Raw genomic sequence first — 18,779 nt, 5'->3', positions numbered from 1 at the left:
GTACAGCCAGGAATGCCGGCTCCTTTTTGGCGGCGATATTTCGGGAGAAAACGTGGCCGAACTCCTTTTCCCGTCGGATCCGGCCGGCTGCGAGGGCATGGCCGTCAACATCCGGCGGCTTCTCGACGAGCCGGACGACTACCGCCGCGACCTCTACCTGTCGCTTATGCCCAGGCAGGTGGTCCGGGGCGAGACGTCGCTGCGCCTGGGCTACCGTCCCCTGGGCGGCGGGCGGCTGATGTTCGTCATCACCGATGTCACCGGCGAGGTCCGCCTCAAGGACGCCGTGGCCCGGGAGCGCAACCGGTTGGCCTGCGTGGTGGCTGCGGTGCGGGAGCAGCACGACTTTTTTGCAGTGATCGACAGCTTTGCCGATTTCCGGGAATCCGGGGCCGGGCTGGTCGCCGCTGCCCTGGATGGCCGGGTTGCCCTGGACCGCGTGTACCGTCAGGTGCACACCTTCAAGGGGCTTTTTTTGCAGCTCGAATGCGCCTTTGTGGCCTCGGCCCTGGACGCCCTGGAGACGGACCTGGCCGGGCTTGGCCGGGAGCAGGCCCCGAGCCTTGCCGCCGTGGAGGCGCTTGTGGCCGATCCGGCTGTGGACGCGGCCCTGGAAAAGGACCTGGCCGTGGTGCGCGAGTCCCTGGGACCGGAATTTTTCAATCGCCGCGGCGAGATCTGCCTTGGCGAGGAATTGGCCGACGCCCTGGCCGCCCTGGCCGAGCGGCTGCTCACCCGGCTCGACGAACTGCCCCTTGGCGCCGACGATCAGGCGGTGCTGGCCGCGGCCCGTGATCTGCGCCACGTGCCCCTTGACAAGCTCCTGTCCGCCTACCCCAGGCTGGTTGCCCGGCTGGCCGCCGGCCGGGGCAAGCTCGTGGCTCCCTTTGTCGTGGAAGGAGACGCCGTGCCGGTTGATCCGTCCCGGTTTGGTCCTTTGGCGAAATCTTTGGTACATGCCTTTCGAAACGCCGTGGACCATGGCCTGGAGACACCGGACGAACGTACGGCGGCCGGCAAACCCGAGACCGGGACCGTGACCTGCCGGGTCCGGGCCGGGGGCGGGAACGTGACCATTGAAGTGGCCGACGATGGCCGTGGCGTGGATGTGGAAGCCATGCGTTCCCGGGCCTTTGAGCTGGAATTGGCCGGAGCCGAAGACTTGGCTGCCATGGACGACGCGGCCATCCTGGAACTGCTTTTTCGCGACGGCTTCACCTCGCGCCGCACCGTCGGAGACCTCTCCGGCCGGGGCGTGGGACTGGCCGCCGTGCGGGCCGAGGCCGAGCGGCTTGGCGGCTATGCCTCGGTAATAAGCCAGCCGGGCCAGGGGATGCGCCTCATTGTCACCGTGCCCCTGGCCCGTTCCCCAGAGTGAAATCAATCGGGAGACGTTATGACCGAACACCTGGACGTAAAAGCCTTTCTGGACGCGCTGACCGCGCGCACCCGGGCTTTTTTCCTTGACGAACTTGGCCTTGCTACGACTGAGACCGCTTTTCATTTCGACGATGTGCAAAAACTCGACCTGCGCCACCTGACCGCCATCTTGAGCGCCACCGGCCAGCTCAAGCTCTATCTCGCCTACAGTTTCGACGCGCCGCTCATTGAGGCGGCCTTTGCCGCCTATACCGCCGATCTCGACATCGCCGAAGATGAACGCGAGGACGCCATCCAGGAGACCGCCGGCGACATCATCAACATCATCGTCGGCAATGCCCTGGCCGATGTGGCCAACAACGGCCCGTCCATCACCCTGTCGCCGCCCATCATCCTCACCGAGGCCAAGTCCGTCATGCGCCACCGGGGAGCCAAATTCGCCTCGGCCGAACTGACTGCCGAGGCCGGCGCGCTGGCCATCCATCTCATCGGGCCGGGCGAACTGTTTGACGACGCCCTTGAGTACGTGAAGGAGTAAGGCATGAAATCCCTGCGCATTCTGGTGGTGGACGATTCAGGCCTCACCGTAAAAAAAATTGACCAAGCTCCTGGAAGACCTCGGCCACGAGGTGGCCGGTGTGGCCACCACCGGCCAACAGGCGGTTGATTGCTTTGCTGCGGTGGCCCCGGACGTCACCACCATGGACATCACCATGCCGGACATGAACGGCATCGAGGCCACCCGGCGCATCCTGGCCGACCATCCCGGGGCCTTGATTGTCATCGTCACCTCCCACGGCCAGGAACAGATGGTCATGGACGCCATCGAGGCCGGGGCCAAAGGCTATATCCTCAAACCCGTGAAACAGGAAAAGCTGGCCGAAACCCTGGATACCGTCGTGGCCAAGTACCTGTGATGCATAGCGGCTCCATGCTCGAAAGCGCGCTGTTGCAGACGCATTTCGACGTCATTCCTTTCGGAATCTACGTCGTGGACGTGGCGACCCATGAGCTGGTCTTCATCAACCGCCACTACCGGGAAAGCCTGGGGCCGGTGGAAGGCGGGCTGTGTTACGAGGTCCTGTACGACAATGACGCCCCATGCCTGCATTGCCGCATCCCGCAGCTCCTGACCGCCGAGGGCATGCCAAACGGCCAGACCGCCATTTACGACCACTACAACGAACGCGACGAGCGGTGGGCGCAGATCCAGGAAAAGGCCATGGGCTGGCCCGACGGCCGGGTGGTCAAATACGCCATTGCCGTGGATATTTCCCAACTCAAGGAAACCCAGAACCGGCTGGCCGAGGCCCATGCCGAACTGGCCATCCGCAACCGGGAGCTGGCCCGGCAGAATACGGCCCTGACCGAAAACATGGATCTGCGCGAGCATGTGGAACGCATCGCCCGCCATGATCTCAAGGCCCCGCTGTCGGCGCTGATCGGTCTGCCCCAGGTGCTTCAGGAAAACTACGATCTGCCGCCCGAGGCGGCCCACATCGTGGGGCTCATCGAGCAGGCCGCCCATTCCATGCTGGATATGTTAAACCAGTCCCTGGTGCTCTATCGCCTGGAAACCGGCTCCTTTGTCCTCACCCCACGGCCTGTGGACATTCTGGATCTGGCCAGCCGCACGTGCTCCCGGCTCTGCGGCATGGCTATTTCCCGGGGGCGCAGCCTGGAGACGACCCTGGCCGGCGGCGTGGTGCCGGCCGGAGCGCGGGTGGAATACGCCGGCGACGACCTGCTCCTTGGGCCCATGCTGCAAAACCTCATTGTGAACGCCTTGGAGGCCTCGCCGGAAGGCGGGCGGGTGGGGGTGGACGTCCGGCCCGGACCGCAAGCCATCCGCCTGGTCATCACCAACGCCGGCGAGGTGCCGCCGGAGATACGCGCCAGGATGTTTGACAAGTACGTCACCATGGGCAAACGCGGGGGCACGGGCCTTGGTGCCTATTCCGCCGCCCTGGCCGCCAAAGCCCACGGCGGAGACATCGCACTTGACGCGGGCGTCCCCGGACGCACCGCCGTTGTTGTCACGCTGCCCCGGGTCGGAGCCGCTGCCCCATGATGGAAAATGCCCTGTTTGAGAGCCATTTCGACCTGATCCCGTTTGGCATCTATGTCGTGGACGCGGCCACCAGCCGCATTGTCTATTGCAACAAGGCCTTTCACGAGCATTTCGGCAACCATATCGGACGTTGTTGCCACGAAGCGCTCTACGAGCGCGAGTCCGTCTGCCTCTGGTGCCGCCTGACCGAGCTGATCACCCCCCAGGGACTGCCCAACGGCCAGACCCGGGTGTTTGAGCATTTCAACGAATCCGACGACCGCTGGTATCAGATGCAGGTGCGGGCCATGACCTGGCCTGACGGCCGGGTGGTGCGCTATGCCATTGGCGTGGACATCTCCGAGCTCAAGGCCACCCAGAACCAGTTGGCCGAAGCCCATGCCACCCTGGCCCTGACCAATCTCGAACTGGTGCGCCTGTCCACCACGGACATGCTCACCGGGCTGGCCAACCGCCAACATGCCGAGACCCTGCTGCTCGCCGGATTGGCCGGGAAGACCGGGGCGGCGATTCCCTACAGCCTGATCATGCTCGATATCGACCATTTCAAGGCCATAAACGACCGGCATGGCCATCTGTGCGGCGATGCGGTGCTGCGGGCGCTGGCCGGGATGCTGCGGGAGAGCGTCCCCGAAGGGCTGACTGTGGGGCGCTGGGGCGGGGAGGAATTCCTGATCAGTTGCCCGGGGTTGGGTCTGGCCGCCGCCTATGTCCTGGCCGAGAGCCTGCGGCTGGCCATTGCCGGTTTTGCCATGGGGCAGGCCGGGGCTGTCACCTGCAGTTTCGGGGTGGTCGAGGCCCGGCCCGGGGACGATCTGGTGGAGCTGCTTGGGCGCGTGGACCATGCCTTGTACACGGCCAAGGACCTCGGGCGCAACCGGGTCGAGACGGGCTGACCGGTTAACGGCCGTTTCCCGGCTTTACAGGCCGGGCAAAAGCCTTTACCGCCTGTTTTTCCGGTCGAAGCGTACTTACGGCGGGTGCGCCCGGCTCCACCTCCCACACGAGAAGGACGGCACATCATGGATGCCAAACTGGCCAATCCTGCTCCGCTTGGCCTCATGGGCTTCGGCATGACCACCATTTTGCTCAACATTCACAATGCGGGATGGTTTCCCATCGGCTCCATGGTCCTGGCCATGGGCATTTTTTATGGCGGCATGGCCCAGGTCATTGCCGGCATCCTGGAATTTCGAAAGGGCAACACCTTCGGCCTGACGGCCTTTGTCAGCTATGGTTTTTTCTGGCTGACCCTGGCCGGCCTCATCATGCTGCCCAAGCTGGGGCTGGCCGAGCCCACCCCTGAGCCCTTCATGGGCTGGTTTCTGTTTCTCTGGGGCCTTTTCACCCTGTTCATGTTTCTGGGAACCCTGGGCGGCAACTTTGTCTTGAAGTTCATCTTTGGTTCCCTGACCGTGCTGTTTTTCCTGCTGGCGGCCAGGGACTGGCTGGAATCGGCGGCCCTTGGCCGATTGGCCGGCTACGAAGGCATCGTGTGCGGGGCCAGCGCCTGCTATCTGGCCATGGCCGAGGTGCTCAACGAGAAATACGGCCGCACGGTGCTGCCTGTGGGCTGAATCTTCGACCTCCGCCTGGCCGCTGCCGCTCGAGGACACCCGCGGGCGGAGCCGGGCGCACAGATTACGCCGACTCCCTGGCAACAGGTGGTCGGCTTTTTTTGCGCCACTGGCCCCGGTCGGCTTGGCCGCTCAACCGGCATCAGTGTCCGAGGCCTGGGCCTTGATGGCTTTGGCGGCAGCCGTCAGATGCTCTTTGAGGGTGAGGAACACCCCGTGGGCAGCCGGGGCATCGTTTTCGCGCAGATAGGCTTCCAGGTGTCCGGCCAGACGCCGGGACGATTCCGCGCCCACGGCCCCGGCGATGTTTTTGAGCGAATGGGCGGCCAGGGCGGCCTCGCCCCAGTTTTCATTGTCGCTGCAAAGACTGACCAGCCGCAGCTTGCGGGGATACTGGCGCAGAAAATCGTCTTCGACCTCCCGCAGCAGGCCGCTGTCGCCGCCCAAACGGCGCAATGCAGTCTCGGAATCCAACACGGCATCCGGTGCGTCAGCCGGCACCGGGGAGGGCCTTTGCTCCTCGATGCCGCTGGCGATTTGGCCCAGCAGCGCATCGAGCGTCCCGAAATCCAGGGGCTTTGGCAGAAATCCGGTCATCCCCGCGTCCAGGCAGCGCTCCATGGACCCGGACAGGGCGTGGGCGGTCATGGCCACCACGGGCACGTCGCGGTTCATCGGACCGGCCTGGCCGCTGCGCAGCCGCCGCGTGGCTTCCATGCCGTCGAGTTGCGGCATCTCGATGTCCATGAGCACCAGATCAAAGGGTTCCCCGGCCAGATACTGCAAGGCGCGCCGGCCATCGGGAGCGACCGTTGTCTGGTGGCCGCGCCGGGACAGAAAGGTGCTGGCCACCTTGACGTTGACCGGATTGTCCTCGGCCAGAAGCACGCGCAGGGCTCTGGTTGGCGGCGTTTGCTGCCGGGTCTGGGGTTTGGGCGGGGGCGGGATGGTCAGGGCCGGGACCAGGGGCAGGCGTACCCGAAAGAGACTGCCCAGGCCGAGTGTGCTTTGGACTTCGATGACGCCGCCCATGAGCCGGCAGAGTTCCCGGCAGATGGCCAGACCCAGGCCGGTGCCGCCGAAGTGGCGGGCCACGGTGGAATCGGCCTGGGTGAACATGTCAAACACGCGCTCCAGGCGGTCCGGGGGAATGCCGACCCCGGTATCGGCGACGGTGAGTTCCAGGCGGTCCGGCTCGGCCAGAACCCTGGCCTGCAGGCTGATGCTGCCGTGTTCGGTGAATTTGACGGCATTGCCGAGGAGATTGAGCAGGATCTGGCGCAGCCTTCCCTGGTCACCCCGGACATGGCGCGGCGTCTGCGGAGCGACGGCCAGGGACAGCACAAGCCCCTTGCCCGTGGCCTGGGGCCGCAGGGTTCGGGCCACGCCGGCCAGGGTGCGGCGCAGGTCGTAATCCTCGGTAACCAGTTCCAGCCCCTTGGCCTCGATGCGCGAGAGGTCGAGGATGTCGTTTATGATGGTGAGCAGGTTGCCGGCGGCCTCGCGCACGGTTTCCAGGGCATCGCGCTGCTGCAGGGACAGTTGTGTGCCCAGGGTCAGTTCGGTCATGCCGATGACGGCGTGCAGGGGGGTGCGGATCTCATGGCTCATTTTGGCCAGGAAATCGCTTTTGGCCCGGTTGGCGGTTTCTGCCGCCTCCTTGGCCTGGCGCAGCGCGGACTCGATGGCCTTGACCCCGGTGGTGTCGCGCACCACGGCAAAGTAGCGGCGCTCGTCCCCCGGGCCGGCCGGATGGCGGTGCAGGCGCAGGGCAACGGGGAAAATGTGGCCGTCCTTATGGCGGTATTCCTTTTCAAAGATCTCGGAGAAGCCTCCGGCATCGACCTCGGCCAGGATTTGTTCCTCGATGGGGTGCCAGGCCTCGGGGGTGATGTCCTGGTAGGTCATGGTCGACAGTTCTGCAGCGTCATAGCCGAGCATGTCCCGAAATGCCGGGTTGGAATCCACCAGCCGGTAGTCGCCGGAGACCACGACGAACCCGTCGTGCATGGAATCGAGCAACAGCTGATAGCGGGCCTGGGAGGCCAGCAGTTCTTTTTCCGAACGCTTGCGGGCGGTAATGTCCCAAAGGACGCCGATGATGCCGGCTGGCGCACCCGAGACGTCGCGAAACAGGGACTTAAAGACAATAAGATCGCGCACGGACCCGTCGCTGTACTCCAGGGAGGTTTCGTATTCCACGGTGTGGCCCGGGTTTCGTAACGCAGCCTGATCCATGTCCGCGCACAGCCCGGCCCGGTCCAGGGGTTCGATGGCATGGACGGTCTGGCCGATGATGGACTCGCCGGGGCGGATGTCGCGCTCGTAGGTCGTGTTGCAGCCCAGATAGCGGCCATTTAAATCCTTATAGAACAATGGAGTGGGCAGGGCGTCGATGAGTTCCTGGGTGAAGCGGATGCGTTGCCGCAGCCTGTCGGCCATGACGTCCAGGGCCCGGCCGAGGTCGGCCATTTCCCCCTGGCCGTCGGCGAGGCCGGAGCGGCGGTCGAGATCGCCGGCGGCCACGGCCTTGGCCATGTCGGCCAGTTGCTGGGCCGGCCTCAGGATAAAAACTCGGTTGAAGAGGTTGGCCGCAACCAGGGCCAGGGCCACGGACAGGCCGAAAAAAAGCATGTCGCGTCGCCAGGTCGTGGCCAGGATGGCGGCCTGGATCGTTGCCGGCTGGCTTAAGCGGATAAAGAGGCGGCTCTCGCCGACAGGGCCAAGTCCTGAAAAAATGGAGTGCCGCTCGACGCCGTCCAGACCCGGGCCGATCCAGTCGATAACGCGTGCTTCGGTGGCAAGGCGGGGCAGCAGGGCTTCGATTCCGGGCATGGGCCGGCCAAGGGCCTTGGGGGTGGCAGGCCAGGTGGCCAGCACTGTCCCTTTGTCGTCAAACAGGCAGGCCTGGGCCGCTTCGGGCATCCGGATGCCGTTAAAAATGGCGGTGAACCAGTCCGGGCGAAGGACAAGGGCGCATACCCCCCGGAGTGTCCCCGCCTCGTCGCTCACTGCGTGGGCCAGCACCAGCCCCGACTGGCCGGCCTCCCGGCCCGTCTGATACCCGTTTATCGTGTGGTCGGGAGCCGCCAGGGCCTGACGCAGCCACAAGCGGTCGGCATTTTCGATCCCATCGCCAGGAGGGTGGGCTGCGGCCACCAGGCTGCCGTCGGGACGCACCAGGAACAGTTGGGCAAAACCGGGAAAGATGCCTCGGGTATCGGTGAACAGTTTCGTAATGGCGGCAGGATCGAGCTGTTGGACAATGGCCAGATGGGTCAGGCCGGAGAGGACGTCGCCGGCGCTGACCAGCAGGGTCTGGGTGTTGGCAGCGGCCAGATCGGCGATGCTGTGCATCCCGCTTGCGACCGCTTCCCGGGCCATGCGGTGTTTTTCCACGGCAGAGGCCACATGCAACGCAATGACCGGCGCCAGCGTCAGCACAACGAGCCACAGCAACCGAGTGCGCAGGCTCCGAAGCCGTCGCCATGCCATGCCTGATACTCCGGGGAAAGATAAACCGAATTGCCGAAGGGCGCACACCTTTGAAACTTCCTTTAAAAAACTTCGCCGGGCAAGGCAAGGGCGCAGTCCTGTTTAAGCGGCCGGCAGGCAATTTTGTCCGATGACAAAGCCCCGGGCCTGCAATCGGTCGATGATGTATTCCGTTGCTCCCCGGCTGGCCACGTAGGGCAGAACAAAACATGCCTGGGGCCCGGGAACGTCATGCAGATGGACAACCGGACGGCCGGCCACGGTTTTGCCCACCTTGTCGGGATCGATGTCGAGCCAGGCCTCGATGACGATGCCATGGGCCAAGAGCCGCTCGGCCCGGCGGCGGGTGATGCGTCCGGCTCCGGCCACGACCACCCGGGGGTGGAAGGGATTGATCCGGGCCAGACAGCGGGCCAGATAGCCGGCCTTGATCCGGAAAAAGGCCTCGGTCTGGTAGCGGGGATCGGCCCGGGAAAGCCGGCCCGGGGGATCGTTCCAGGTCAGCAGCACCTCGGGCAGCTTGTCCATGACCACCCCGGCCTCCAGCCAGCGCAGCCACAACTCGTAATCTTCGGGGAAATCGCCGTGCCGGTAGCCGCCGTGGCGGGCCAGGAGCTCCCGGCGAAACAGCACCGAGGGGTGGGGCAGGGGGGATTCCCGGAAGATGCCCAGCCGGATATCCCGGGAGGTCGTCACACTGTTGCACCAGTCGATATGGGTCTGGTAGCCCCGGGCGGCCTGGCTGTTGCCGCCAAAGGCCACCCGGCAGGACACCAGGCCGACCTGGGGATTGTCGGCCAGGTGGCGGGCCTGGAGCCGCAGGCGCTCGGGGTGGCAGACGTCGTCGGCGTCCATGCGGGCGATGGCGCTGCCCCGGGCGGCCGCAACGCCGGCCTCAAGGGCGGCCACGATGCCGCCGTGGGGGCGCGAAAGCAGGCGAAAACGGCTGTCGCGGCCGGCAAAGGCGGCGGCGACAGCCCGGGTGGCCCCGCCGTCGTCAGAGCCGTCGTCGACGACAATGACCTCAAAGTCGGGCAGGGTCTGGGCCGCCAGGCTGGCCAGGGCCGCGGGCAGAGTGGCGGCGGCGTTTCTGGCCGGCAGGACCACGGAAATCATGGAGCGATTGTAGCGAGACGGAAAGGGCTGGGCAAGATGCGGCAAGCGGCTCATTTCTCTGGGTATTCAAATTATTGATTTTGCCGATAGCCTCATTGCTCTCGTTCGTTGCATTTGATAAACTTTTATATCGCCACCGGGGAGACGCACTACCCGCCATGTCCGACCCGAAAATTCTCCTTGTCTCCGACAACCCTTTCCTTGCCGCAGCTGTTGTGCGTCATTGTGGTATGTTTTCTGGACTTGGGGCCGTCAAAGTCAGCGATCCCGCGGCTGCCGCCGCCTTGCTGGCTGCCGGGGGGCGGGGCGAAGTGCTCCTTTGCGTCGTGGATCTGGCCCTGCCCGAGGCCGGGGTGCGCACCCTGGCGGCGGCGGCCACCACCGGCGCCGTTCCCTGGCTGGCCGTGGCCGAACGCTACCGGCCGCAGTTTCGCGAGCTGGCCCAGGAGCTGGACGCCATCGATTTCGTCGTGGCCGAGGCCGAGGACCCGCAGTCCGTGGCCCGGTTCGTGGACCGGCTGCTCAAAAACCGCTCGGTCCGCATCCTGGTGGTGGAAGATTCCGCTTTCATGCGGCTTTTTTTACGCCGCCAGCTGCGCCGCTACCAGTTTCGCGTCCACATGGCCGCCTCGGCCGCCATGGCCCTGGCCGTTCTCGAACAGCGTCCGGACATCACCGCCGTCATCATCGACTATGACATGCCGGAGCAAAACGGTGTGGAGTTGACCCGCACCATCCGGCGGCGTTTCCGCCAGCGTGAGATCTGCCTCATCGGCATCTCGGGCAAGGCTCCCCGGTCCATTTCGGCGGAATTTCTCAAAAGCGGCGGCGACGACTACCTGCACAAGCCCTTCGAGCGCGAGGAGCTGTATTGCCGGGTGCTGCACGGCGTCGAGGCCGTGGAACGGATGCTTGAGATCAAGCGTCTGGAGCGCCTGCGCCGGATGTTTCTGTCCATGCTGGCCCATGATCTCAAAAGCCCGGCCGGCGGAATTGTTGGCGCGGCCAATCTGATCCTTGACGGCGTGTGCGGCGATATCGGCAGCGAGGTCAGGGAAATGGCGGCGGTGATCAGCCAGGCCGGACGCCGGCTGTGCACCCTGGCCGCCAATATGCAGGATCTCACCCGACTGGAAACCGGACGCCTGGAACCGGCCCTGGCCGCTTCGCGCCTTGACGCCCTGATCATGGAACGGGTCCGGCTGGCCGAGGCCACGGCTGCCGGCAAGGGCATCCGGGTCGAGGCCCGGGTGCCGGATCTGCCGGTCCTCTTGTTTGATCCCGATCTCATGGCCCGGTTGCTCGACAACCTGCTTTCCAATGCCATCAAGTTTTCGCCGGCCAAGAGCCTGGTGCGCCTGACGCTGCGGCTGGCCGAGGACGAGGTGATGGTGCGGGTGAGCGATCAGGGGCCGGGCGTGCTCATCGAGGAACGCCATCGATTGTTCAAGCCCTTTGAGCGGCTTTCGGCCCGGCCCACGGCCGGCGAAAAGAGCCTGGGCCTGGGGCTGGCCATTGCCGAAGGGATCGCCGTGGCCCATGGCGGCCGCATCTGGGTGGAGTCCGACCCGGGGCAGGGTGCCGCCTTTTGCTTCACCCTGCCGCTTGCGCCGGTTGTGCCGGATCAGTCCGACAGCTGTTCCTGCTTGTAGACGTATTCCCGCACCGTCACGCCCCAGGCCCTGGGCGTGCGGCCGATGGCCGCCGCCAGCTTGCTGTTGTCCAGCACCGAGTAGGGCGGCCGGTGGGCCTTTTGCGGATAGGCCGACGAGGCAATGGCCGTCACCCGGCAGTGCAGGCCCGAGGCCGCCACGGCCTCGGCTGCCAGCTCACACCAGCTCGCCTGTCCCGAACCCACGGCGTGGAAGATGCCGCAGGCGTCGGTGCGGGCCAGGTCCGTCATCCATCCGGCCAGATCCACGGTGTAGGTGGGCGAACCGATCTGGTCGGCCACGATCCTGAGTTCCTCGCGATCCTTGGCCAAGCCGAGGATGGTGGCCACGAAGTTCTTTTTCCCCGGACCATAGAGCCAGGCCGTGCGCAGGATCTGGAAGGCGTCCAGGCCGGCGTCCAGGACGGCCCGTTCGCCGGCCAGTTTGCTTGCGCCGTAGACCGACTGGGGATTGACCGGGTCGTTTTCGGCGTAGGGTTCGTGCCCGGTCCCGTCAAAGACGAAGTCCGTACTGAGGTGGACGAGGGTTGTCCCGGCGGCGCGACAGATCCGGGCCAGCCGGCCGGGCAGGTCGCGGTTGAGCCGGTAGGCCTCGTCCGGGTCGTCCTCGGCCGCGTCGACTGCGGTGTAGGCCACGGTGTTAAAGACGTGGGTGGCCTCAAAGGCGTCGACCTGCCGGGCCACGGCCTCGGCGTCAAAGGGGTCGAGCGTCGAGCGCGTGGTCGGCAGGGTGGCAAAGCCGGTCTCGGCCAGGGCCCGGGTCAGCGGACGGCCCACCAGCCCGGTCTGGCCGCCGAGGATGATGGCCCGTCCGGCTGTTTGGCCGCTCATGCCCGGTCCCCGTACCAGGAGGCCATGAACTGGCGATACGCGCCGCTTTGCACGCTTTCAAGCCAGGGGCCGTTTTGCTGGTACCAGGCCATGGTTTCGGCAATGCCCCGGGTGAAATCCCAGGCCGGGGCAAAGCCCAGTTCCCGGGCCGCCTTGGTGAAATCCATGGCGTAGCGGCGGTCGTGGCCGGGCCGGTCGGTGACATAGCGGATAAGGCTTTCGGGCTTGCCAAGGGCCCTTAAGATGGTGCGCACCACCTCGATATTGGGCTTTTCCGCATCCCCGCCGAAGTTGTAGACCCCGCCGGATTTGCCTTTGAGCAGGGCCAGTTCCACGCCCCGGCAGTGGTCGATGACGTAGATCCAGTCGCGCACGTTTTGTCCGTCGCCGTAGACCGGCAGGGCTTCGTCGGCCATGGCCCGGGAGTACATGAGCGGGATGAGCTTTTCCGGGAACTGGAAGGGCCCGTAGTTGTTGGAGCAGCGGGTGATGACGGTATCCATGCCGTAGGTCTCGTTGGCGGCCCGCACCAGCATGTCGGCCCCGGCCTTGCTGGCGGAATAGGGGCTGTTGGGAGCCAGCGGCGTGTCCTCGGTGAATTTTCCGTCCGGCCCGAGCGTGCCGTAGACCTCGTCGGTGGAGACATGGACGAAGCGCTTGATGCCGAAATGGCGCGCGGCGTCGAGCAGGCTCTGGGTGCCGGCGATGTTGGTGCGGACAAAGGGCGAGGCGTCGGTGATGGAGCGGTCCACATGGGATTCGGCGGCGAAGTTGGCGACCGCCTCGATCTTGTGTTCCTCAAAGAGGTGGAGCACCAGCTCGGCATTGGCAATATCGCCCCGGGCAAAGAAATAGCGGGAGCCGCCGTGGGCTGCTTCGACGTCGGCCAGGCTCTGGCGGTTGCCGGCGTAGGTGAGCAGGTCGAGGTTGACGATGGTCAGCCCGTCGTGGCGGGCCAGCATGTCGCGGATGAAGTTGGAGCCGATGAAGCCGCAGCCTCCGGTCACGAGCAGTCGCATGTTTCGATTTTTCCTTTTATTTTGAAGTGTTGCCTGTTTCGTCCGGAGTCGGTATTCGTTTTTTCCGGCCTTTGGCAAAATAATGCTTGCCAGGGAGGGGCGGTTCGCATACTTTCTTCGACGGGCGATTAACTCAGCGGTTAGAGTGCCATCTTCACACGGTGGAAGTCCGGGGTTCAAATCCCCGATCGCCCACCACCGCATCGATCCCAGACGCCTCGCAACGCGAGGCGTCTTTTTTTTGGGGCCGGGCATTGTCGTTATTGAACGCCACGGTCCCGAAATTCCTGGATTTTTTTGTAGTCATCAATGATTTTCGCCCGAAGCGCTTCGATTTCCCGGACATAATGCTGCTTGAGAATGCGGATTTCCTCGCGCCGTCTGGCCGATGTCGGATCATTGGCTGCCGTGCCCCGCATTTCCGTGTCATAGCCCTGGATGGTCTTCTCATGGTCGGCGATGCCGCGTCTGGCCGTTTCGATGGACCGGGACAGGTCGGCCGGCCCCGGCGGCGCAGCCAGGGCCAGACCGGTCTGGCCGGCCGGTGCCGCCGGACAGGCCAAAACAGCCAACAGCCACAGCATGGCGAAAGCGAGACGGTACATGGCAGTCCACCCCCTGGTCGGGATGTCCCCGTATAGCTCCATTCGACCGGCTTGACAAATCCGGCCGCCCGGCGTTGGATCCCCGGGTTTCGACTGCCGCAGACTGCGGCCAAGGAGTGCGCCCCATGGATATGCAGTGGTTTCTCGACCGCGACGCCTTCGCCAAATCCCTTGGCATCCGCCTCATCGAGGCCCGGCCCGGCTATGCCAAAACCGCCATGGACATCACCGAAAACCACCGCAACGGGGCCGGCATCGCCCATGGCGGAGCGATCTTCACCCTGGCCGACCTGGCCTTCGCCGTGGCCGCCAACAGCCATGGCAAGCTCAGCCTGGCGGTGGCCGTCTCCATCTCCTACGTCAAGGCCGGCCTGGGCTCGACCCTGTACGCCGAGGCCCGGGAAATCTCCCTGGGGTCCAAAATGGCCACCTACGTCGTGACCATTGCCAATGACGCCGGCGACGTCATCGCCAGCTTCCAGGGCACGGCGTATCGCAAGGACGTGCCCTACACCCGGGAGACGGCGTGATCGAAATCGTCCTGGTCGCCCCGGAGATCCCGCAAAATACCGGCAGCATCGCCCGGCTGTGCGCCGCCACCAAGACCCCGCTCCATCTCATCCGGCCGCTCGGGTTTTCCCTGGCCGACCGCTATCTCAAGCGGGCGGGCCTGGACTACTGGCCCCATGTCGACCTGACGGTCTGGGAGGATTTCGAGGCCTTCCGGGCCGCCCGGCCCGGCCGCCGGCTGGTGGCCACCACGGCCGGCAATCGGGGCCACGCCGCCACGCCCTGCCACCGCTTCGCCTTTGCGCCCGATGACGTCCTGGTCTTTGGCGCAGAGTCCAGCGGCCTGCCCGGGCCGGTCCTGGCAGCGGCACAGTGCCGCCTGACCATTCCCATCTGGGGCCAGGTGCGAAGCCTCAATATCGCCAATGCCGCTTCGGTGGTGCTTTACGAGGCACTGCGCCGCCTCGGCGTCCTGGACGCCCTGGACCCGGCTCTGGCCTCCGATGGCGGCCAACTGGAAGAAACCGGCAAAAACCGATAGGAGGGACAGATGCCCCATCTCCTCCCCCACATCGACCGAGGCCCTATGACCGTTGCCATCCCCCAGCATATCGAGCTGGCCTATGAGTATCCCGTCATCTTCACCCGGCAGGTCTTTGATGCCGCCAATCCCGTCCTGGCCGAGATCCTGGCCCGGGCCGGCGACGGACCGCACAAGGTCGGGGTGGTCGTGGACGACGGGCTGGCCGCAGCCGATCCCGGCCTGCTTTCGCGCATCACCGACTACGCCGCGGCCCGGGCCGACCGTGTGGCCTTGGTGGAAGCGCCGCTCCTGGTGGCCGGCGGCGAGCGGGCCAAATCGGATTTTTCCGTGGTCGAGGCCGTGTGGGAGCTGACCCACCGGGCCAGACTGTGTCGCCAGTCCTTTGTCCTGGCCATCGGCGGCGGGGCGGTGCTGGATGCCGCCGGTTTCGGCGCAGCCACGGCCCACCGGGGGGTGCGCCTGATTCGGATGCCCTCCACGGTCCTGGCCCAGAACGACGCCGGGGTGGGGGTCAAAAACGGCATCAATTTCTTTGGCCGCAAAAACTACCTAGGCTCCTTTGCCCCGCCCTTTGCCGTGGTAAACGACCATGCCCTGCTGGCCACCCTGCCCCCGCGCGAGGCCCGGGCCGGACTGGCCGAGGCGGTCAAGGTGGCGCTGGTGCGCGACGCCCTGTTTTTCCAGCGGCTGGAGGAGCTGGCCCCGCGTCTGGCCGTCCTTGACGACGAGGCCCTGCTTGAGGCCGACATCCGCTGCGCCGAGGCCCATTTGCAGCACATTGCCGGCGGCGGCGATCCCTTTGAGCTGGGTTCGGCCCGGCCGCTCGATTTCGGCCACTGGGCCGCCCATGCCCTGGAAGAGGCCACGGCCGGGGAGCTGCGTCATGGCGAGGCCGTGGCTGTGGGGCTGGCGCTCGATACCCTGTATTCCTGCCGCCTGGGCCTGCTTGGCCCAGCCGAGGCCGAGGCCGTGCTGGCCTTGCTCGACCGGCTCGGTCTGGCGGTCTGGCATCCGGCCCTGGAGCGGCTCGACATGGCCGGGGCCATCGAAGCCTTTCGCGAACACCTGGGCGGCCGCCTGCATCTGTGCCTGCTGGCCGGCATCGGCCGACGCCTGGAGGTCCACGAGGTCGATATGGCCCGGATGGATGAGGCCCGAAGCATCCTGGCCGGGCGGACCCGGCCGGCCAGGGCGCGGACGTCAGAACACCCCCGGGAGTGACCATGGAGCCGACGACCTATTGCACCAACATCCATCCTGGTGAGAGCTGGGAGGAAATCCGCAGCGGCGTCCTGGCCCACGCCCCGGCCGTGGCCGCTGCCGTCTGCCCCGACCGCCCCTTTCCGGTCGGCCTTCGCCTGTCGGGCCGGGCCAGCCTGGAAATCGACGCCGAGGCCGCCCGGGCCTTTGCCGCCGAGGCCGCCTCCCTGGGCCTGACCTTTCGCACCCTCAATGGCTTCCCCTATGGCCGGTTCCATCATACGCCGGTCAAGGAGAGCGTCTATCTGCCGGACTGGCGCGATCCCGAGCGGGCCGCCTACACGCTGCGTCTGGCCCGGCTGCTGGCCGGCTGGCTGGCCGAGGGCGAAACCGGGTCCATCTCCACCGTGCCCATCGGCTTTCGCCAGGGCTTTCCCGTGGCCGATCTGCCGGCGGCCTATGCCGCCATCCGGGGTGTCCTGGCCGCCTTGGCCGACCTGCTGGCGGCAACCGGCCGGCGCATCCGGCTGGCGGTCGAGGCCGAGCCGGGCTGTCTGATTGAGACAACGGCCCAGATGGCGGCGTTTTTTGCCGCCCTGGACGCGCCGCCGGCCCACATGGAACATCTGTGCGTCTGCTACGACTGCTGCCATCAGGCTCTGCAATACGAGGACCCGGCCGCCTCGCTGGCCCTGCTCGCCGCCGCCGGCATTGCGGTTGGCCATGTGCAGGTGTCCTCGGCCCTGCATTACGATGGGGCGGATGTGTCGCGTCTGGCTCGGTTCGTGGAACCTGTCTATCTGCATCAGGCCGTGGCCAGACTCCATGACGGGACGTTGCGCCGTTTTGATGATCTGCAAAAGGCCATTGCCGCCAGGATTGACGGTGTTGCATCCTGGCGCGTGCACTTTCATCTGCCGATTTTTGTATCCCAACTGCCGGAGTGCGCCACCACCCAGCCCTTCCTGCGAGCCATACTGCCTCTTTTCGACCCTTCGATTCCTTTGGAAGTGGAGACCTACACCTGGAGCGTCCTGCCGGCGGAACTGAAAACAGGCGGGCTGACGCAGTCGATCATCAGGGAAATTGCCTGGGTTGAAGCCACCAGACGGCCTTGACGGCAGTGACGTGCCTCATTAGGTAGGGAGGATGGTGGCGGATTAACGCCAGGGGCCGCTTTGAGGCCGGGAGGACACCATGCAGCAGACCATGAGACGCTTGGCCAAGGGCCTTGCCGCGGCTGTGGCTGTTGCCGTCATCGGGCACGGGCCGGTCCTGGCCGCCTCCCTGGGCAGCCTGTCCGTTGCCAACGACAGCGTCTACCAGAGTGCTGTGGCCGCCAGCGACGCCCTTGATTATCCCGCTGCCCTGGCCTACCTCACCCAGTCCCTGACAACCAATCCCGACAACGGCGAGGCCTATCTGGCCCGGGCCTGGATCGATCTGGTCCTGGACGTCCCCTCCCAGGCTGTCAGCGATGCGACCCAAGCCGTGTCGCTTTTGCGCGCCTCCAGTGTCTGCGATCAGTATCTGCCCGAGGACAGCCCCTTGCTGGCCGTTTCCGGAAACTCGTACCTTTCCTCGTATCCCTCGTCCCTGTACGGGACAGGCAGCATCTTAAACGGCACGTCGCTGTATGCGACCACCAACATCCTGAGCGGCACGACGACAGGCAGCACCACGGGAACCTCCACGTCCGCAAACTCTTCCGGCACGACAGCCAGCGGCACGACGGCCAGCGGTACGACCAGCACCGGCACGGCGGCCGGCACGACCAGCACCGGTGCGGTGACGTCGTCGGCCACAACCTCCGGCACAAGCTCCACCTCGGCCAGCAGTTCCCTTTTTGCGTCCTCAAGCGGCAGCCAGAATCTGCCTGTGGCCGAGGACCTGACCGACAAGGATAAAGAAAAAAACGAGACCATGAACGAGTACAACGAGACCATGACCAAAGTGGCCATGGCCTCGGCCTACTGCGGCGGCACGTACGTGAAAAACCTGGAGAAGTTGGTGACCGGCTATACGCTTCTTGGCGACGCCTATCTGGCCCAGGGAAGCTATGCCAACGCCCAGCTCGCCTACAATGCCGCCCTGGCGCTCGACGAGGACAATGCCAAGGCCACCGGCGGCCTCGGGCTCACCTATATCGGCCAGGGGGCCGGTTCTGCCGCGCTTTCGACGCTCAATCTGGCCGTGACCTACGATCCGACCCTGCCCAATGTTTATGTGGACCGGGCCTCGTACTGGGTGGCCATCGGCGATCCCGGCCGCGCCCAGGAGGACGACAACACCGCCCTTTCCCTGGACGCCGGCTACGCCCGGGCCTATGACGCCCTCGGCCGGCTGCGCTACGACGCCGGCAGCTACCAGGCTGCCATCGCCGAGTATGACAAGGCCCTGGCCGCCCAACCGTCCTACGTCGCCGCCCTCAAGCACCGGGCCAAGGCCTGGCAGGCCCTGGCCACGGCCAATCCGGCCCAGGCCGCCACCTATCAGCAGTACGCCCAGAACGATCTGGACAAGGCCAGTTCCCTGCAAAAACTCGTGACAACGTCCGCCACCGCGAGCTCGTCCAGTTCGAGTGTCTCGTACTCTTCCACTGCCGCCACGACGACCACCACGACGACCAGCACACTGCCTTCCGCTCTGGATTCAGGCATCCGCTAGCCCGGCCCTGAAACGTGGCCGGGGGGGGTGGGATTTCGGGGGGGTTATCTGGTCTTGTCCATTGGACGGGGGTCACGGGCCACGGACAGGTC

Annotated in this window: 17 protein-coding genes and 1 tRNA gene; 13 read left to right on the top strand and 5 right to left on the bottom strand. The window is 65.6% G+C overall.

What is annotated here, in order from left to right; genetic code table 11:
- From DVDV_RS17135 to DVDV_RS17110, 6 genes are all read left to right on the top strand, one after another.
- Positions 1 to 1,378: ATP-binding protein (locus tag DVDV_RS17135; protein ID WP_254845430.1), on the top strand; the 1,378-nt coding region annotated here is incomplete at its 5' end.
- Positions 1,379 to 1,396: 18 nt separating this feature from the next.
- The gene (locus DVDV_RS17130) at positions 1,397 to 1,918 is read left to right on the top strand and encodes a chemotaxis protein CheX (RefSeq protein ID WP_075355840.1); all 522 of its coding nucleotides are present in this window, start codon (positions 1,397 to 1,399) and stop codon (positions 1,916 to 1,918) included.
- Between the two features lie 58 nt (positions 1,919 to 1,976).
- On the top strand, positions 1,977 to 2,297 hold the full coding sequence (locus DVDV_RS17125; RefSeq protein ID WP_254845429.1) for a response regulator: 321 nt from the start codon (positions 1,977 to 1,979) through the stop codon (positions 2,295 to 2,297).
- Positions 2,298 to 2,311: 14 nt separating this feature from the next.
- Positions 2,312 to 3,451: a HAMP domain-containing sensor histidine kinase gene (locus DVDV_RS17120; protein WP_254845428.1), complete on the top strand. Its 1,140-nt coding sequence runs from the start codon at positions 2,312 to 2,314 to the stop codon at positions 3,449 to 3,451.
- Positions 3,448 to 4,347: a sensor domain-containing diguanylate cyclase gene (locus tag DVDV_RS17115; protein ID WP_075355838.1), complete on the top strand. Its 900-nt coding sequence runs from the start codon at positions 3,448 to 3,450 to the stop codon at positions 4,345 to 4,347. The genes DVDV_RS17120 and DVDV_RS17115 overlap by 4 nt, the downstream gene beginning before the upstream one ends.
- A 126-nt stretch (positions 4,348 to 4,473) precedes the next feature.
- Positions 4,474 to 5,028, top strand: a complete 555-nt coding sequence (locus DVDV_RS17110; RefSeq protein ID WP_075355837.1) for a GPR1/FUN34/YaaH family transporter — start codon at positions 4,474 to 4,476, stop codon at positions 5,026 to 5,028.
- A 132-nt stretch (positions 5,029 to 5,160) separates the two neighbouring features.
- Here DVDV_RS17110 and DVDV_RS17105 read toward each other — a convergent pair whose 3' ends face one another.
- Together DVDV_RS17105 and DVDV_RS17100 are read right to left on the bottom strand one after the other, a co-directional pair.
- Entirely contained in the window at positions 5,161 to 8,523 is a 3,363-nt protein-coding gene (locus DVDV_RS17105) for an ATP-binding protein (protein ID WP_075355836.1), read from the bottom strand.
- A gap of 102 nt (positions 8,524 to 8,625) precedes the next feature.
- Complete coding sequence (locus DVDV_RS17100) at positions 8,626 to 9,639, bottom strand: glycosyltransferase family 2 protein (protein ID WP_075355842.1); 1,014 nt, start codon at positions 9,637 to 9,639, stop codon at positions 8,626 to 8,628.
- 230 nt (positions 9,640 to 9,869) lie between these two features.
- Here DVDV_RS17100 and DVDV_RS17095 point away from each other — a divergent pair, with 230 nt between their 5' ends.
- Positions 9,870 to 11,291 (top strand): hybrid sensor histidine kinase/response regulator, encoded by a 1,422-nt coding sequence (locus tag DVDV_RS17095; protein WP_254845427.1) that lies wholly within the window; start codon positions 9,870 to 9,872, stop codon positions 11,289 to 11,291.
- Here the strand turns inward: DVDV_RS17095 and rfbD are convergent.
- Both rfbD and rfbB read right to left on the bottom strand, forming a co-directional pair.
- Positions 11,264 to 12,142, bottom strand: coding sequence for a dTDP-4-dehydrorhamnose reductase (rfbD, locus tag DVDV_RS17090; RefSeq protein WP_075355834.1), 879 nt, complete (start codon positions 12,140 to 12,142; stop codon positions 11,264 to 11,266). The two genes, DVDV_RS17095 and rfbD, sit on opposite strands and share 28 nt — an antisense overlap.
- The gene (gene rfbB, locus DVDV_RS17085) at positions 12,139 to 13,161 is read right to left on the bottom strand and encodes a dTDP-glucose 4,6-dehydratase (protein ID WP_075355833.1); all 1,023 of its coding nucleotides are present in this window, start codon (positions 13,159 to 13,161) and stop codon (positions 12,139 to 12,141) included. The genes rfbD and rfbB overlap by 4 nt, the downstream gene beginning before the upstream one ends.
- Before the next feature lie 122 nt (positions 13,162 to 13,283).
- On the opposite strand from rfbB, the gene DVDV_RS17080 reads away from it, so the two are divergent.
- A tRNA-Val gene (locus DVDV_RS17080) sits at positions 13,284 to 13,359 on the top strand.
- A 62-nt stretch (positions 13,360 to 13,421) separates the two neighbouring features.
- Here the strand turns inward: DVDV_RS17080 and DVDV_RS17075 are convergent.
- A complete protein-coding gene (locus tag DVDV_RS17075; RefSeq protein ID WP_075355832.1) occupies positions 13,422 to 13,766 on the bottom strand; it encodes a hypothetical protein in 345 nt (114 codons plus the stop codon).
- 125 nt (positions 13,767 to 13,891) lie between these two features.
- Between DVDV_RS17075 and DVDV_RS17070 the strand changes: the two genes are divergently transcribed.
- From DVDV_RS17070 to DVDV_RS17050, 5 genes are all read left to right on the top strand, one after another.
- Entirely contained in the window at positions 13,892 to 14,296 is a 405-nt protein-coding gene (locus tag DVDV_RS17070) for a PaaI family thioesterase (RefSeq protein ID WP_075355831.1), read from the top strand.
- A complete protein-coding gene (locus tag DVDV_RS17065; RefSeq protein ID WP_075355830.1) occupies positions 14,293 to 14,817 on the top strand; it encodes a tRNA (cytidine(34)-2'-O)-methyltransferase in 525 nt (174 codons plus the stop codon). The genes DVDV_RS17070 and DVDV_RS17065 overlap by 4 nt, the downstream gene beginning before the upstream one ends.
- 45 nt (positions 14,818 to 14,862) lie before the next feature.
- Entirely contained in the window at positions 14,863 to 16,041 is a 1,179-nt protein-coding gene (locus tag DVDV_RS17060; protein ID WP_075355841.1) for a 3-dehydroquinate synthase, read from the top strand.
- 2 nt (positions 16,042 to 16,043) lie between these two features.
- Positions 16,044 to 17,138, top strand: a complete 1,095-nt coding sequence (gene eboE, locus DVDV_RS17055) for a metabolite traffic protein EboE (RefSeq protein ID WP_075355829.1) — start codon at positions 16,044 to 16,046, stop codon at positions 17,136 to 17,138.
- A gap of 79 nt (positions 17,139 to 17,217) precedes the next feature.
- The gene (locus DVDV_RS17050; protein ID WP_075355828.1) at positions 17,218 to 18,687 is read left to right on the top strand and encodes a tetratricopeptide repeat protein; all 1,470 of its coding nucleotides are present in this window, start codon (positions 17,218 to 17,220) and stop codon (positions 18,685 to 18,687) included.
- The last annotated feature ends 92 nt before the right edge of the window (positions 18,688 to 18,779 follow it).

It is taken from the genome of Desulfovibrio sp. DV, from assembly GCF_001936595.1.
Classification (GTDB): Bacteria; Desulfobacterota; Desulfovibrionia; order Desulfovibrionales; family Desulfovibrionaceae; genus Solidesulfovibrio.
Note: the sequence above shows the minus strand (reverse complement) of the source record. Positions and strands in the feature narration are given on the sequence as shown.

Bases quoted from the DNA above. Each gene is read 5' to 3' on its own strand.
- eboE (WP_075355829.1), top strand. From the start codon at position 16,044: ATGGAGCCGACGACCTATTGCACCAACATCCATCCTGGTGAGAGCTGG.
- DVDV_RS17050 (WP_075355828.1), top strand. From the start codon at position 17,218: ATGCAGCAGACCATGAGACGCTTGGCCAAGGGCCTTGCCGCGGCTGTG.
- DVDV_RS17070 (WP_075355831.1), top strand. From the start codon at position 13,892: ATGGATATGCAGTGGTTTCTCGACCGCGACGCCTTCGCCAAATCCCTT.
- DVDV_RS17105 (WP_075355836.1), bottom strand. From the start codon at position 8,523: ATGGCATGGCGACGGCTTCGGAGCCTGCGCACTCGGTTGCTGTGGCTC.
- rfbD (WP_075355834.1), bottom strand. From the start codon at position 12,142: ATGAGCGGCCAAACAGCCGGACGGGCCATCATCCTCGGCGGCCAGACC.
- DVDV_RS17075 (WP_075355832.1), bottom strand. From the start codon at position 13,766: ATGTACCGTCTCGCTTTCGCCATGCTGTGGCTGTTGGCTGTTTTGGCC.
- DVDV_RS17120 (WP_254845428.1), top strand. From the start codon at position 2,312: ATGCTCGAAAGCGCGCTGTTGCAGACGCATTTCGACGTCATTCCTTTC.
- DVDV_RS17130 (WP_075355840.1), top strand. From the start codon at position 1,397: ATGACCGAACACCTGGACGTAAAAGCCTTTCTGGACGCGCTGACCGCG.
- DVDV_RS17100 (WP_075355842.1), bottom strand. From the start codon at position 9,639: ATGATTTCCGTGGTCCTGCCGGCCAGAAACGCCGCCGCCACTCTGCCC.
- DVDV_RS17060 (WP_075355841.1), top strand. From the start codon at position 14,863: ATGACCGTTGCCATCCCCCAGCATATCGAGCTGGCCTATGAGTATCCC.
- DVDV_RS17115 (WP_075355838.1), top strand. From the start codon at position 3,448: ATGATGGAAAATGCCCTGTTTGAGAGCCATTTCGACCTGATCCCGTTT.
- rfbB (WP_075355833.1), bottom strand. From the start codon at position 13,161: ATGCGACTGCTCGTGACCGGAGGCTGCGGCTTCATCGGCTCCAACTTC.
- DVDV_RS17110 (WP_075355837.1), top strand. From the start codon at position 4,474: ATGGATGCCAAACTGGCCAATCCTGCTCCGCTTGGCCTCATGGGCTTC.
- DVDV_RS17095 (WP_254845427.1), top strand. From the start codon at position 9,870: ATGTTTTCTGGACTTGGGGCCGTCAAAGTCAGCGATCCCGCGGCTGCC.